This window comes from Sulfuritalea hydrogenivorans sk43H, assembly GCF_000828635.1.
GTDB lineage: Bacteria > Pseudomonadota > Gammaproteobacteria > Burkholderiales > Rhodocyclaceae > Sulfuritalea > Sulfuritalea hydrogenivorans.
In genome coordinates this window covers 1,485,044-1,499,893 of the sequence record NZ_AP012547.1, presented here as the reverse complement: position 1 = coordinate 1,499,893, position 14,850 = coordinate 1,485,044, and the positions used below count along the sequence as shown (strand labels likewise).

At 63.1% G+C, this 14,850-nt stretch carries 15 protein-coding genes and 1 pseudogene; 11 read left to right on the top strand and 5 right to left on the bottom strand.

Features of this window, described 5'->3' with window-relative positions; all coding sequences use genetic code 11:
* The first annotated feature begins 3 nt into the window (after positions 1-3).
* The 9 genes from SUTH_RS07295 to SUTH_RS19610 all read left to right on the top strand — a co-directional run bounded on the left by SUTH_RS07295 (position 4) and on the right by SUTH_RS19610 (position 7,998).
* Complete coding sequence (locus tag SUTH_RS07295) at positions 4-1,422, top strand: HAMP domain-containing sensor histidine kinase (RefSeq protein ID WP_041098244.1); 1,419 nt, start codon at positions 4-6, stop codon at positions 1,420-1,422.
* Positions 1,419-1,934, top strand: a complete 516-nt coding sequence (locus SUTH_RS07290; protein ID WP_041098242.1) for a hypothetical protein — start codon at positions 1,419-1,421, stop codon at positions 1,932-1,934. The genes SUTH_RS07295 and SUTH_RS07290 overlap by 4 nt, the downstream gene beginning before the upstream one ends.
* A complete protein-coding gene (locus SUTH_RS07285; protein WP_041098240.1) occupies positions 1,931-3,235 on the top strand; it encodes a response regulator in 1,305 nt (434 codons plus the stop codon). The genes SUTH_RS07290 and SUTH_RS07285 overlap by 4 nt, the downstream gene beginning before the upstream one ends.
* 85 nt (positions 3,236-3,320) lie before the next feature.
* Positions 3,321-3,734, top strand: a complete 414-nt coding sequence (locus tag SUTH_RS07280; protein WP_052473411.1) for a glycine zipper 2TM domain-containing protein — start codon at positions 3,321-3,323, stop codon at positions 3,732-3,734.
* 142 nt (positions 3,735-3,876) lie between these two features.
* Complete coding sequence (locus SUTH_RS07275; RefSeq protein ID WP_052473409.1) at positions 3,877-4,299, top strand: GGDEF domain-containing protein; 423 nt, start codon at positions 3,877-3,879, stop codon at positions 4,297-4,299.
* An 85-nt stretch (positions 4,300-4,384) separates the two neighbouring features.
* On the top strand, positions 4,385-4,810 hold the full coding sequence (locus tag SUTH_RS07270; protein WP_041098238.1) for a LapA family protein: 426 nt from the start codon (positions 4,385-4,387) through the stop codon (positions 4,808-4,810).
* Between the two features lie 49 nt (positions 4,811-4,859).
* Positions 4,860-6,071 carry a cation:proton antiporter gene (locus SUTH_RS07265; protein WP_041098236.1) on the top strand — a complete coding sequence of 404 codons (1,212 nt, stop codon included), beginning with the start codon at positions 4,860-4,862 and terminating at the stop codon, positions 6,069-6,071.
* 1 nt (position 6,072) lies between these two features.
* Positions 6,073-7,194 carry a YbdK family carboxylate-amine ligase gene (locus SUTH_RS19615; protein WP_041098234.1) on the top strand — a complete coding sequence of 374 codons (1,122 nt, stop codon included), beginning with the start codon at positions 6,073-6,075 and terminating at the stop codon, positions 7,192-7,194.
* A gap of 6 nt (positions 7,195-7,200) precedes the next feature.
* Positions 7,201-7,998 carry a gamma-glutamyl-gamma-aminobutyrate hydrolase family protein gene (locus SUTH_RS19610; protein WP_041098232.1) on the top strand — a complete coding sequence of 266 codons (798 nt, stop codon included), beginning with the start codon at positions 7,201-7,203 and terminating at the stop codon, positions 7,996-7,998.
* Between the two features lie 214 nt (positions 7,999-8,212).
* Here SUTH_RS19610 and SUTH_RS07250 read toward each other — a convergent pair whose 3' ends face one another.
* The 5 genes and pseudogenes from SUTH_RS07250 to SUTH_RS07235 all read right to left on the bottom strand — a co-directional run bounded on the left by SUTH_RS07250 (position 8,213) and on the right by SUTH_RS07235 (position 12,240).
* Positions 8,213-9,184 carry an IS5 family transposase gene (locus tag SUTH_RS07250; RefSeq protein WP_041097738.1) on the bottom strand — a complete coding sequence of 324 codons (972 nt, stop codon included), beginning with the start codon at positions 9,182-9,184 and terminating at the stop codon, positions 8,213-8,215.
* A gap of 102 nt (positions 9,185-9,286) precedes the next feature.
* Positions 9,287-9,445: pseudogene (locus tag SUTH_RS18985) on the bottom strand (IS30 family transposase); the annotation flags it as partial.
* A 257-nt stretch (positions 9,446-9,702) separates the two neighbouring features.
* The gene (locus SUTH_RS07245) at positions 9,703-10,953 is read right to left on the bottom strand and encodes a hypothetical protein (RefSeq protein WP_148312873.1); all 1,251 of its coding nucleotides are present in this window, start codon (positions 10,951-10,953) and stop codon (positions 9,703-9,705) included.
* A 65-nt stretch (positions 10,954-11,018) separates the two neighbouring features.
* Positions 11,019-11,432: a hypothetical protein gene (locus SUTH_RS07240; protein WP_052473404.1), complete on the bottom strand. Its 414-nt coding sequence runs from the start codon at positions 11,430-11,432 to the stop codon at positions 11,019-11,021.
* A gap of 4 nt (positions 11,433-11,436) precedes the next feature.
* Positions 11,437-12,240: a Phenylacetic acid catabolic protein gene (locus tag SUTH_RS07235; RefSeq protein ID WP_041098230.1), complete on the bottom strand. Its 804-nt coding sequence runs from the start codon at positions 12,238-12,240 to the stop codon at positions 11,437-11,439.
* Between the two features lie 338 nt (positions 12,241-12,578).
* Here SUTH_RS07235 and paaX point away from each other — a divergent pair, with 338 nt between their 5' ends.
* Together paaX and SUTH_RS07225 are read left to right on the top strand one after the other, a co-directional pair.
* Positions 12,579-13,529 (top strand): phenylacetic acid degradation operon negative regulatory protein PaaX, encoded by a 951-nt coding sequence (paaX, locus tag SUTH_RS07230; RefSeq protein WP_052473402.1) that lies wholly within the window; start codon positions 12,579-12,581, stop codon positions 13,527-13,529.
* The gene (locus SUTH_RS07225; protein ID WP_041098228.1) at positions 13,526-14,848 is read left to right on the top strand and encodes an FAD-dependent oxidoreductase; all 1,323 of its coding nucleotides are present in this window, start codon (positions 13,526-13,528) and stop codon (positions 14,846-14,848) included. Before paaX ends, SUTH_RS07225 begins: the two co-directional genes overlap by 4 nt.
* Positions 14,849-14,850: the final 2 nt, after the last annotated feature.

Sequence of the window (14,850 nt, the reverse complement as noted above, 5' to 3'; positions counted from 1 at the left end):
CCCGTGAACCTCTATCCCCGTTCATTCCTGCGACTGATCGTGCTCGGCAATGTGCTCGCGATCCTGCCGCTGCTGGTAGCCGTCGGCTACGCCTCGCTGACGGTCGCCGACCTTGCGCGACGCAGCGAGGCGACGGTGCGCCAGGCATCCCGCGCCGCCACGCTGGGCTATGCCTTGCAGGAGGATCTCACCCACATGGAGCGCATTCTGCGGCAATACGAAGTGCTGCGCGATCCATCGCTGCTCGACGAGTACGTTGCCGAACGCAAGGAGTGGCGGAAGAGCGCGGAAGAGTATGCCGCCATGTCCCTGTTCGCCGACCTGGCCGGACGCGTCCGCGACATCCAGCAGAGGGAGGCTGCCGCCTACGAGAAGCTCGGCACCCATGCCGAAAAGCTGCCGCTGTTGAAGACGACCCTGGCAAGCATCAAGCGTGACCTCGATCCCCTGCTGATCGACGCCAACCGCCTGATCGAGGCGGAGCGCGAGGCATTCCGCATGAGTGCCGAAAGCCTGCGGGAAAGACTGATCGCAGCCATGTTCTCGGCGCTGGCGCTGACCGGCCTGTTGGTGTGGTTCGGTCGCCGGACGGTGGCCCGCCTGTGGAGCCGTTTCGAACGCGCCGTGCAGGCGCTGGGCGAAGGCCGGCTGGAGCGGCGGATCCATCTCAAGGGACCCGAAGACATGCAGCGCGTGGGAAGTCGTCTGGAGTGGCTGAGAAAACGCATGGTGACACTGGAGAAGGACCGAACCCGTGTCATGCGCCATGCATCCCACGAACTGAAAACGCCGCTGGCCACGCTACGCGAAGGCGCCAGCCTGCTCAGCGAAGGCGTGGCCGGCCCCTTGACGCCGCAGCAGGCCAAGATTGCCGGCATCATGAATACCAATGCCGTGCGCCTGCAGGGGTTGATCGACGGCGTGCTGCGAATGCAGCAAGCCAGCCATGCCCGCGACCATATGGAGACCAGCGCCATCCGCTTCGACAAGGTCATCGGGCAGACACTGACAAGCATCCAGCTCGCGGCCCGCAACCGAAAGCTGCGCGTCACCGGTTCGCTGGCGCCGCTGACCGTCGAAGGCAGCGGTGAAGCCCTGGCAACCCTGACCGACAACCTGATTTCGAATGCCATAAAGTTCTCGCCGGACGGCGGCGTGGTGCACATCACGCTGACCCGCGATGAAGACAACGCCGTGCTTGATGTGATCGACGACGGACCCGGCATCGGCAGCGAGGAATGCGAGCGCATCTTCGAACCTTTCTACCGGGGCGCTGCCGGCAAGGGCATTCCCGGTGCCGGCCTCGGGCTGGCCATTGCCCATGAGTTCGCCCTCGCCCATCGCGGCCGCCTCGAGATTGTCGAACGCGAGGGCGGAGCCCATTTCCGCGCCACCCTGCCGCTGGGAGGCCAGGCAGCATGAGACGCCCCGGCTGGCTGTCGATTCTTCTCGCCATTGCCCTGCTCGCAGGCTGTACCGGCATCCCGCCGGCACCGGACGAAGCGCAGGAAGTGGCGGGAATGCTGGCCAGCTTTGAGCGGCTGGCGACCTTGAAAGCCGATGAGCAGCGACGCGAGTTCAACATGGCGCAAGCCGCCCATGAGAAGACGCCGAACGACACGACACGGCTCAACCTGGCCCTGGCGATGCTGCTGCCGCGTGCTCCATGGCGCGATGACGCACGAGTTCAGTTGTTGCTCGGCGGCATCGAAGCCGCGCCGGGCGATCGACGTTCAGCCCGCCACGATTTGGCCCAACTCCTGCTCAGGCTGACGGCCGAGCGCCAGCGTAGCCAGCGCGACGAGCAGCGCAAGGCGGAGCAATTCGCCCAGCAGTTGCGCGAGGAACGTCGCAAGAACGAGGAAATCCAGCAGAAAATCGAGTCGCTGCGGGCCATCGACCGGGAAACCTACCTGCGGAGAAAGTCGCCGTGAGCGCAGACGCCGCCCAAACCGGGGCACGGATCCTGGTGGTCGACGACGACCCGGGTCTTCTGGACTTGATCGAGATGCGGCTGGTGGCGGCCGGCTATGCGGTCAGTTGCGCCGCCTCCGGCGAAGAGGCGCTCGCGCGCTTTCGTGCCGAGCGGCCGCGGGCAGTCATTTCCGATCTGCGCATGGACGGCATGGACGGTCACGCCCTGTTCGCCCATCTGCACGCCGAAGCGCCCACCGTGCCGGTCATCATCCTCACCGCGCACGGCACCATTCCCGATGCCGTGGCCGCAACCCAACGCGGTGTTTTCGGCTTCCTCACCAAACCCTTCGATGGACACGAACTGCTGGCGAAAGTGGCCGAGGCGATGGCGGTTTCGCCCAGGGTGGATGCCTCCGCCGGCGAGGACGCCGGCTGGCGCGCCGGCATCGTTTCGTCGAGCCTGGTGATGGAAGAGCTGCTGCGTCGCGCACGGCGCGCGGCGGACGCCGATGACCCGATCCTGATCAGCGGTCCCCGCGGCTCGGGCAAGGAATCCCTGGCGCGGGCAATACATGCCGCGAGCGGACGCGCCCGCAAGCCCTTCGGCGTGGTCAATTGCGGTGAATTGGCCGGACTCAAACCCGGGTCGTCGCCGCTCGCAGATGCACTGGCGAGTGCGCGAGGCGGGTTTCTGTTGCTGGACGACATCGAAGAACTGCCCGCCGCAGAGCAGGCGCGCCTGCTGCCTTTGGTGCGGGAACACAGTCTTTTTTCCTCGCCCACCCTTGCCGCCGCACCGGACATCCGCATCGTGGCCAGCACCACGCAAGCACTTGACCAGGCGATCCGCGAAGGAAGGTTTCGCGCCGACCTGTTCTATGCGATCGGCCGGATCGCGCTCAACATGCCATCGCTTGCAGATCGACGGGAAGACATTCCCGCGCTGGTCGCTGCCTTCATTGCACAACACCATGGCGCGGAGCGCGGGCTGTCGCCGGAAGCCATGATGATGCTGCAAGAGGCGGCGTGGCCCGGTAATGTGCTCCAGCTGCGCAACGTGGTGGAGCAGGCCTTGGCCCTTGCGGTCACGCCACAGGTACCGGCCACGCTCGTCAGGCGCCTGCTGCGGGAAGAGACCGAACGCGAGATGGAAGCACTGGATGAAGCGCGGCGGGCATTCGAATACGACTACCTGGTGCAGCTGCTCGACAGCACCGGCGGCAACGTCACCCACGCGGCACGCGTCGCGAAACGCAACCGCACCGAGTTCTACAAGCTGCTGGCGCGCCACAACATCGATCCGGCCAGCTACAAGTGAGGCCGACGCAAGCCCGGCGCATGTCGCCGTATCGCCAGCGCCGACTTATTGCGCGTATCTGAAATTCCCGACCCAGGAGAACGACATGAACTACAACAACTTGATCGCCCTTGTTTGCCTTTCCCTGACCGCGGAACTTGCCCACGCCGATAGCTGCAAGCCTGACTGCGGACGAATTACCGGTATCGAGCATTACACGAAGGAAGGCACCGGCAGCGGTGTCGGCGTGGTCGCCGGCGGAGTTGCCGGCGCCTTGCTGGGAAACCAGTTGGGCACGGGAAACACGCGCACCGTGGCTACCGTCGGCGGAGCGGCGGGTGGCGCCTATCTGGGCAACATGGCCGAAAAGAAGGTCAAGACCAAACAGATGACCAAGGTTTCCGTGAAGATGGACAATGGAAACACGCGGGCTTTCGACTTTGGCGGCAAGACGCAATTTGCCAATGGCGATCGTGTGCAGGTTCGGAACGGCAAGTTGAATCGGTATACCGGCAAATAGAACACTGGCTGACGGGAAGCCGCAATCACGATGGTTGCGGGATCGCTGCAACTATTGCCTTGGCGTCTGCCGGTCCAGACTGTGTAAAAACTGCCGAATTGTCGATGAGTCATCGGAACGGCGATTGGAGAGTCTGTAGAGCGTGGAAAGGCTGGCGCGGCGACAACAGACCCCTTTTACTGCCGTCTTTATCGATCTCGACAAGTTCAAGCAAGTCAATGACCAGTTCGGCCACGAAACCGGAGACGCTTTGCTGAAATGCGTCTCCGATGGATTGCTTGCATCCATCCGCGCCGGCGACATCGCCGGCCGCCTCGGCGGCGACGAATTCGCGCTGCTGTTGCCGGGAATGAACGGCGTGGCGGCAAGGAATTACGTCGAGAAAATCCGGCGGCGACTGCTCGATGCGATGGGAGAGAACGCGTGGCCGGTGACCTTCAGTATCGGGTTCGTCAGCCATCAGCGGGCGCCGGACGATCTCGACCGCCTGCTGGCGGACGCGGACCGGCTGATGTACGGAGCCAAGCAAAGCGGTGGCAATCGCATTGTGTGCCTTGATTTCTGATGCTTCCATCGGTCCCCGCGCGAATTGATTTATCCTGTTCTCGACGGAACAATCCGGACGGATGTCCCGTCGAAAGGAGCAATTGATGCAACTCATGCTTATTTTCGGCATTGTCGTCGCCATAGGTGCCGTGGTCTTCGCGCTGCAGAACCTCGCGCCTGTTACAGTGACCCTAGCAATTTGGACATTTGAAGGTTCGCTGGCGCTGGTTCTCCTGTGCGCCCTCGGCCTCGGTGCGCTGATCGCGGGGCTGTTGTCCTCGCCGGCAGTGATCCGCGGGCAATGGACGATCGGTCGCCAGCGCAGCCGGATCGCCGAACTGGAGCGGCAGTTGGCGGCACAGGAACAGGTCAGGCGGAATCTGGAAGCCGAACTTGCGCAACGATCGGCCCTCGACGTGACACCCGCGCCGATACCCGAAAAGCCCTACGTCGGCTTGCGCGCACTGCTGTCGGCGGCTGACGCGGGCAGGAATCCCGCGGCGGTGCCGCGCGACGAGGACAAGCCATGACGCACGACTTCCATCGACGCACAACAAAACCCGATGTGCCGGGTGCGGCATGAACATGCCGCTCGCCCTGCCCTTCGAGATCGACGCCTTCGGCCGCGTCGCCGTGCTGCTGATCGTATCGATCGCCGGCGCCGAGATCTGCGGGCGCTGGCTGCGCCTGCCACGCTTGATCGGTTACGTGCTCGCCGGGCTGCTGCTGGGGCCGTCCGTGCTGGGCTGGGTGCCGCCGAGCATCACCGGCGACCTGCGCCCGCTGCTGTTGCTGGGACTCGGTCTGCTCTTGTTCGAGCTTGGCAGCCGGGTCGATCTGCGCTGGCTGCGCCACAATCCGATGCTGATCGTCAGCAGCGTAGTCGAAAGCGTCCTCACCTTTACCGTGACCTATGTCTTCCTTGGCTGGTTCGACCTCAGCATGGGGACGCGCGTTGCCGTGGCCGCAATCGCCGTATCGACCAGTCCGGCGGTAGTCATGCGCATCGTCGCCGAGAACAACGCGCGCGGACAGATGACGGAACGACTGATGCTGATGACGGCGCTCAACAGCCTCTACGCAATCCTGTTGCTAAAAATCAGCGTCGGCGTGGTGCACCTCGACCGCAACGCGGGCCTGTTGCAGACGATCGGGCATCCCGCCTACATCGCCTTGGGTTCCATATTGCTGGGAGCCGCGCTCGCCTATGCCATGCACCTGACGCGCTTCTTCCACCTGAAGCGCGAAAGCGAGCGTTTTGCGCTGGTGATCGCTGTCGTCCTGCTTGGCACCACGGCTGCCGAACGGCTCGGACTTTCGGTGCCGATGGCCCTGCTCTGCGGCGGCATGATGCTGCGTTCCATGTCGCAGCGCCTGCATCTGTTTCCCGAGCATTTCGGCGCCGCCGGCGCCCTGCTGGTAATCATCCTGTTCACGCTGACCGGTGTCGCGCTCGATCCGCGCCATCTCGTCGCCGGCGGGCTGATGTCGATCGGCCTGCTGCTGATTCGCGGCCTGGCCAAGTATTTTGGCGCTTATGTTTCGGCGGGCTACGGCGGCCTGGTGCCCAAGAAGGCGGCCTGGCTCGGTGTGGCGCTGCTGCCGATGTCCAGCCTGGCAGTCTTGCAGGCCCACGATGTCGCCCGACTTTATGCTGACTTCGGCGACGATGTCCTCGCCATCGTGCTCGGTGCGGTATTGATCATGGAGCTGCTTGGCCCGGTGGCGATCCAGATCGCGTTGCGCCGCAGCGGTGAAGCCATGCCGGGTTCCGGCGAAGGGGAGGCTTGAGATGGCGCTCGAAAGCTTCAAGTCCTCGCGCCCGCTGTCGCTCGGCGTCGAACTCGAACTGCAGATCCTCGACACCCACGACTACGCGCTGACGCCGATGGCCAACGACCTGCTGTACTGGGTCGAGCGCCATCCGGGAAATCCGGGAAACATCGTGCCCGAGATCACCCAGGGCATGATCGAGATCAGCACCGGCATCCATACCACGCACCAGACCCTGACCGCCGAACTGGGCGAAATCCGCGATTTCCTCTGCCGCGGCGGGCGCGAACTCAACCTCGCCCTTTCGGGCGGTGGCACCCATGCCTTCCAGCACTGGGGCGAGACGCGCATTTTCGACAAGGAACGCTTCCACCACATTTCCGATCTTTACGGCTATCTCGCCAAGCAATTCACGATTTTCGGCCAGCATATCCACATCGGCTGTCCTTCACCCGACGAGGCGCTATTCCTCCTGCATTCGCTGTCGCGCTACATTCCGCACATGATCGCACTGTCGGGCGCCTCGCCCTACGTGCATGGGCACGACACCGGCTTCGCCTCGGCGCGGCTCAACTCCGTGTTCGCCTTTCCGCTCAGCGGGCGCGCGCCGATGGTCGCCTCCTGGGAAGAGTTCGGCGTCTACTTCGATAAAATGACCCATACCGGCGTCGTCAAGGGCATGAAGGATTTCTACTGGGACATCCGCCCCAAGCCGGAATTCGGCACCATCGAAATCCGGGTCTGCGACACCCCGCTGACGGTCGGCCATGCCGCAGACCTGGCGGCCTATCTGCAGGCGCTGTGCCGCTATCTGATGATCGAACGGCCGATCGTCCCGGTCGAGGATGATTACCTCGTGTATACCTTCAACCGCTTCCAGGCCTGTCGCTTCGGCGCCGAAGGCGTCCTCGTCGACCCGAAAAGCGGCGAGCACCGCAGCGTGCGCGACGATATCCTGCAGACACTGGGGCGAATCGAGCAGCATGCCATCGAACTGGATGCCGACGCCGCCTGCTCCCGCATCAAGGCGAGGGTCGAGCAGGGCGAGAGCGACGCCGCCTGGTGCCGGGCCCGCTTCACCGAACTGGGTTCAGCGGCCGAACTGATGCGGGCACAATCGATTCGCTGGCAGGAGGCGTAAGCGAAGGTGAGTCGGTCACTGCGCATCGGGCTCTCGCCCCGGCTGATGCATCAGGTACCTGCCGAACTCGGTTTTCGCAACAAGAAGCTGCAGTACCTCGAACAATCGATCGCGCACTGGGTGATGGCCCACGGCGCGCTGGCTTTCATGCTGCCGACCCTGGTCGAGCACGGCGAAGTGGAACGACGGGCGATCCGCGTCAGCGACTATGTGCGCGAACTCGACGGCCTCATCCTGCAGGGTGGCGCGGACGTCGCCCCGGCCTCTTACGGCGGCGAGGCCTTGCGTCCGGAATGGTGCGGCGACCGGGTGCGCGATCTTTACGAAATCGAACTGTTCTGGGAGTTCATGATCCAGGGCAAGCCGGTGCTCGGCATCTGCCGCGGCTGCCAGTTGATCAATGTCGCCCTCGGCGGCACGCTCTGGCAGGACCTGCCGACCCAGGCCGAGACCTCCATCGACCACAATGACCCTGTGCGCTATGACCAACTGACGCATGCGATCGAATTCGAGCCCGGCGCCAGTTTGCGCACGATCTATGGTGGTTTGAACGGTGGAATCGTGACCAGCATCCACCACCAGGCCGTGCGCGACCTCGGCAAGGACCTTGCCGTCGAAGCCCGCTCGGGCGGCGACGGCATCATCGAAGCGATCCGCTGGCGCGGAGTCGGCTTCGTGCTCGGCGTACAGTGGCATCCGGAATTCCATGTGCCGCAAGACACCCGCCTGCTGCCGCGCGAGCCCCTCATCGAAGCCTTCTTGAGGGCAGCGGCAGTGCGCAAAGAAGAAGCCCATACCGCCTGAAGTGCCCATTCCGGGCTACAGACACGGGGCTCTCCCTGACGAGCGTCGACCAATCTTGGTTTCGCACCTGCTTGCACCTAAGGAAATGCTGAACAAGCCACCGCAAAAAACGGCGACGGGCTGAAATAGAGACGAAACTGTGACGGAAATGCCATATTCATGGGGTGCTTGGCCCATTCGGGAGCGGATAAGGGGGAATTCTCCCTTGTCTTGCTCATGCCGGACGCACCTCTCCCGTCAATGGTCGTGCCCACATGCTGACGTTGAGCATCGCCAGCATGGCAAAGGCGCGATTGGCGTTCTTTGCCAGACCGCGATAGCGAACCTTGGCAAAGCCCCACAGGCGCTTCACGGTCAGGAACGGGTGCTCGACCTTGGATCGCACGCTGGACTTGCGGCGGTTGGTTTCCTTGTCGGCGTCCGTCAGCGGGTTGTTCCGATAGGCGCGCTTGTTGGTGAAGTCCTTCGCCTTCGGCGCGATGACCTTCAGCCGCTTACGCTGCTCTTGGCCCCGATAGGCGCTGTCGCCGTAGAAGCGAGTTTCCGCACCATGCAGCAGGTTCGGCACTTGGTGGCTGTCATGAACGTTGGCGGCCGTGACGCTGGCGCTATGGACCAGTCCGCTCTGGCTGTCCGTGCCGATGTGCAGCTTCATGCCGAAGTGCCACTCGTTGCCCTTCTTGGTCTGGTGCATCTCCGGGTCGCGGCTCTTCTCCTGGTTCTTGGTCGAGGGCGGCGCGGCAATCAGGGTGGCATCGACAATCGTGCCGCCGGAGAGCTTCATGCCGTTGGCCAGCAGCAATTCGCCGATCTTGGCGAACATGGCGGCTCCCAGATCGTGACGTTCCAGAAGATGCCGAAAGTGCAGCAGGGTCGTGGCGTCTGGCACCCGTTCCCGGCCCAGGTCGATGCGGCAGAACTCACGAAACACGGGGACATCGTAGAGGGCGTCTTCACAGGCTTCGTCGGCCAGGTTGAACCAGTTGGCGACGCAGTACATCCGCAGCATGCGCTCCAGTCCCACCGGTGGCCGGCCATTCCCGGCCTTCGGGTAATGCGGTTCAATCACGGCGCAGAACTCGGCCCACGGCATCAGGCGATCCATCCGCGCCAGAAACTCCGCCTTGCGCGTCGCACGGTTGTGCTTCTCGAATCCTCGTGTCGCCGCCAGCGTCATTTGTTTCATCGTTCTATCCCTTGTGATCAACACTCTTTGTCTGACCCAATGACGATGAGATCGTTCACAGTGTTTGTACCTTATTCAGTGTTTCCCTAACAGGCAATGCGCTGGTCTGATCCCGCCCGTCCGAACAAGTATCCCTTGCACAACCGAGTGATTTCGGTCAAACAGTTGGGCGATCTTTTGCAGCGAATCACCCTTCTGCCAGCGTTCCCACATCAGGGCCTTTTGCTGCTCCGTGTAATAAATCCTCGACCGGTATTTCATCTGCAACACTCCTTCTGCTTACGCAGCTTCTAAGTGTGTTGCATCCACCAGTTGAATCCAAGACTTGATTACAGCCGTGCTGCCTGAGAACTCTGACCGACAGCAGCGGGCACATTGGAGACGTCGCTGGTCTTACGGCTAAAAAAAGCCTCGCCGAATCGCTACCGCGCCACATCATTCGCTTGTATGTCGATCACTTATCTGCAGCAGCCCCTTGAGTCTGCAAAAGCCATTCCTGTTGAACGACGTACCGCTCCCTAACGCCCGAAAATGCCTTTCAGCAATTCCATCGGCTGCGGGATTTTCGGCACGATGCTGGTTTCCTCCTCTTTGGCCGCGGCGCCCGCCCTGCCCTGTGCCGCCATGCCGAGGAAGCCGCTGGTGACGGCCTTGACGCGCAGCTTGACGGCCCACACGGGCTGCCATTTGGCCTTCGGGTCCTTCGGCCGCGGCGGATGCGCCAGATTCAACTCGTCGCCATAGGCAATCAGGCGCAGCATGCCGCCATGCTCGCCGAAGACTCCCTTGGGCACGGTGCAACGGGTGGTCTGCGGCGCCAGCAGCACCTTTTCCTTGAGCCAGCGATCAACCGCGGCATTGGTCTGGTAGTCCATCAGGCCGAAGCCGGTATCGGCCAGTTCGCTGGAGGTCCACATCACCATGTCCTCCTTGCCGTTGCTGCCCATGGCGGAAACGAAATAGGCGCGCGCCGTGGCAATCGCATTCCAGCTCAGCTCCGTGGCGCCGCCGCTGTCCGCCTGATCGAGCGTCAGGGGCGGCATCAGGTCCTGTGCCGCGGGAATCTGGAAACGAAAGCCGTCGGGAATGCCCTTGCCGGAAAACGCATACTCGCCTTTCAGCGAAGCCTCGGCCGGCACCATGCGGCTGTCGTCCGGGTTGGGCCACACCGGGCGGCCGGCGGCGGCATGGGCGCCGCGCTGGGTCGCGCTGCGCCCGACGAAGAACTTGGCAAAATCGCCGGGAGTCGCGCTCGCCATGTCGAGCACCTTCGGCTGCCCCGGGCGAATCTCGCTGCCGCAGCCCCAGTAGAGCAGCATGCGCCCCTTGGGCTTTTCGGGTTCCTCGTGCCGGACATCTTCTTCATCGCGCGGTGGCGGCGGCGCATTCTTCGGCGTTTTCAACTCCAGGGCCGGACTCAGGAATCCCTCCGGTACCGCCTGCTGCGCCTGATCCAGGTTCGGATTGGCGCGGCTGCGAACGGTGACGTCCACCCAGCGCCCGGCGCTCATGCTGCGCGTGTTGCCGAAGCTGTTGGAGCCAAGCGCCGCCTTGCCGCCGAGCATGCCGCCGAGGGCACTCATCGGATTGGCGCCCGCTCCGCCCATGCCGCCCATCGGCATGCCCATGCCGGAGAATGTCGCGATGTCGATCCACGCCTGCGCTTCTGGAGGCGCCGCGCCCTGCGCGGAAACGGCCGTCGGAATCGAAAGAAAAGCCGCGAAGACTGTCGCGGTCACGAGACGAGCATTGCCTGGCACTGGCTGCATGGTATGTCCTCCTTATGTCGGAGGAATGATACTCCCTGCCAATCGGCAGTGGCAGAAGCCTCGGCCTATCGCTTGACCTGGACCAGGTCGACCGTTTTGGTGAACACCTCTTCCAGCATTTCGCGGGCCTTGCCGAAATCGAGCACGGCTTCTTCGTAGGCATCCCGCGCCAGGGTATAGGCCTCGACCCGTTCGGTGTTGATGCCCTCTTCATGGAGGCACCGGTACAGCACCTGGCATTCCTCGAACAGGCGATCCGCCAGCAGGCGGCGGCGCATGTAGATGCGCGCGCCCTCCTGCGGCCACGGACTCATCTCCGCATATGCCGGCACTTGTGCTCGGCGCAGGGTCGCGAAGTCGCCCTTCAGCAGTTGCCACATGCCGGCCCAGTCGGGCGCCGCATCGCCGAAGGGCGTGTAGCCGAAGCGCTTGAGCTCGGCGACCTCGCCGTCGATCAGATGTTGCGGGGAAGCCAGCATGGAATCAGGCCGCCAGCTCTTCCGCTTCGTAGCCCATGCGCATGTCGTAGTCGGCCTCGACGCCCTCGGGCACCACCAGGCCGATTTCCTTGAGGCGGGAATCGAGCAGCTCCATGTATTCGGCCTGCAGTTCCTCCGGCTTCTTCACCTTGATGCCGTACTCGTAATAAATGTCGAACATCTGCGACTTCTTGTCGCCGGCCGAGGGGCGACCGTAAAAACCCAGGCCCATCTTCATGAACTTGGGAATGCGCTGCTGCATGAACTCGCGCGTCTTCTCGCCGCCGAATTCGATGCAGCGCTTCGAGGCCCAGACGCCGAAGGCGAGATGGCCGTATTCTTCCTTGTGGATGCGCACATTGACGCGCGCCCACGGCAAATAGGAGCACTCGCGGTACTGGCCGAGGAAGGCCACGGCGGCCGGGGTGACCACCGTCGAGAACAGGGCGACATCCTCCCAGCACTCGAAGAACTTCGACCAGTTCTCCTTGCGGAAGCCGTTGATGACGTTCACCTTCTTCGGATCGGGATTGTCCGGGTTGTGCGAAAGCTCGTAGAGGCGGGCATCGACATCGACGCCGAGTTCCTGCAACAGGTTCCACACATAGAAGCCGTGGCCCATTTCCTCGAACACTTTTTTCGACAGGCGATAGGCCTCTTCCGGACGCGTGGCGTAGCGATGGTTCTCGGCCACGCGCTGGGCGCCGGCGTATTCCGAATCAGCCTGGAAGCACATCAGGTTGATCAGCGCTTTTTTGTAGTCATCGGGCAGGACATCACCCTTGTCGTATGTCTTGAAAGTCCTCATTTCAGCTCTCCAGGTAGCGCTAACGCAAACAGGGGGCTCGCAAACCTTGCCAGAAACCGGGCAAGGATTCGAGTTCAACGCATGCACGACAACCGTAGTTGCGATACAGCTTATTATTTATGTTTGAATGTTACTGTATCACTTCATGACTGTCAATTTCTTTTTGATGCCTCAACCAATGCTTCGTGACCATCTGTTTTATCTAATCTTTTTTTATCTCGATGCCGAGATGGCAAACCGGAATGACTCGTCATTTTGAATCCATGCCGAAGACGTGTTACATATATAAAATACTCGTGGTATCATTTTAAATAACTATTCAGGGGGTTGCACCAAGCATGAAAAGCCGCTTTATCCAGCAGTGGATGGACGCATTCCTGGCCGAGCATACGCTGCGCGCCAACTCATTGATCATCACCGTCTATGGCGATGCGATTGCGCCGCGCGGTGGCACCGTCTGGCTCGGCAGCTTCATCAGGCTGGTCGAAGCGCTTGGAATGAACGCGCGCATGGTGCGCACCAGCGTGTTCCGCCTCTCCAAGGAAAAATGGCTGGTCTCCGAACAGATCGGACGCAGGAGCTACTACAGCCTTACCGCTACCGGCCGCCGCCGCTTCGAGCATGCCTATCGACGCATCTACGACGATCCGCGCCAGCAGTGGGACGGCGGCTGGCAAGTGGTGTTCGTCGGCGGCGGATTGCTCGCGCCGGCGCAGCGCGACGCCCTGCGCCGCGAGCTGCTGTGGGAAGGCTTTGGCGTGATTGCACCCGGCGTGCTCGCCCATCCCTATGCCGACAACGAATCGGTGCTGGACATCCTGCAAGCCACCGGCACCCATGACAAGGTGGTGGTGATCGAGGGACGCACGCTGGGCGCCCTTTCCAGCCGGCCGCTGCAGGAACTGGTGCGCGAGTGCTGGAATCTCGACACGATTGCCGAGGACTACAAACGCTTCAGCGAATGCTTCCGCCCCGTGGTGCGCGCCATCAAGGCCGCGCGGGAACTCGACCCGGAGCAGGCCTTCTGCGTGCGCACCCTGATGATCCACGAATTCCGCCGCGTGCAGCTGCGCGACCCGCAGTTGCCACGACAGTTGCTGCCCGGCGATTGGCCGGGCGATGTTGCACGCCAGATATGCAGCGAAATTTACCTGCTGACCCGCCAGCAGTCGGAACGTCACCTTGCCGACGTTCTGGAAACGGCGAATGGACCGCTGCCCGAAGCGGCGCCCTATTTCCAGCAGCGCTTCAGCGGCTCGAACGCAGGCGATACCGGGGAAAAGGCATGAGCCAGGCCGCCATCCACATCGCCATCGTCGGTGCCGGCCCGTCGGGCTGCTACGTCGCCGATGCCCTCGGCCGCAAGTTGCCGGGCGCCCGCATCGACGTCTTCGACCGGCTGCCGACACCCTTCGGCCTGGTGCGCGGCGGCGTCGCGCCCGACCACCAGGGCACCAAGAACATTGCACGCCAATTCGAACGCACGCTGGGCAAGAAGGGAGTGCGCTTTCTCGGCAACATCGCCGTCGGTCGCGACATTTCCTACGAGGAGATCAAGTCCGCTTACGACGTGCTGGTCATCACCATCGGTGCGCTGGAAGATCGCCGTCTCGGCATCCCCGGCGAGAACCTTGACGCCGTGTATGGGTCGGGGCAATTCGTGGCCTGGTACAACGGCATTCCCGACAGCCGCGACCTCGATCCCGTACTCGATGGCAAGTCCGTTGCGATCATCGGCAACGGCAATGTGGCGCTCGACATCGCCCGCCTGCTGGGAAAGACGCCCGACGAACTGGCGGCCTCGGATTTGTGTGCCCATGCGCGCGCCGCGTTTGCCGCCGCCCGCATCGAGGACATCTGGCTGATCGGTCGCCGCGGCCCGCCGGAGGCCAGCTTCACCACCGCCGAGCTGGCGGAATTTGGCGAACTGTCGCGCGTGGCGGTACTGGTCGATCCGGCACAGTTGCCGCAAACCCTGCCCGAAGGATTGCAGGAGGAGCAACGAAAACTGGCGGAGAAGAACCTCGACGTGCTGCAAGGCTACGCCGCGCGCGGCCAACAGCCGGAACGGCCGCTGCGCCTCCACTTCGTTTTCAATGCAGCGCCGATCGAAATACGCGGAGAGCATCGCGCACGCGAACTGGTGCTGGAAAAAACCCGTATCGAAAACGGCAGGGCCATCCCGGGCGGCGAGACCTTCACCATCCCGGCCGATACGGTCATCTGCGCCATCGGCTATCGCAGCACGCCCTTCCCCGGCCTGCCCTTCGATCATGCGCGCGGTACGGTCGCCCATGAGCAGGGCCGCGTCGAAACCGGCGTCTATGCGTCTGGCTGGTGCAAGCGCGGTCCGCAAGGCGTGGTACCGGCCAACCGGGCGGATTCGCTGGCGGTGGCCGAGCTGATTCTGGCCGACCTCGCAATTCACCCGCCCTCCGGCAAGCCCGGCGGCACGGTGATCGACGCACTGCTTGCCGGGCGCGGGGCGCGCCCGGTCGACTTCGCCGGCTGGCAGAAAATCAATGCGGCAGAGGTCGCCGCGGGACAGGGGCGCCAGCGCGAAAAGCTGACTCGTATCGGGGAACTGCTGGCCGCCGCGCAGAACTGACG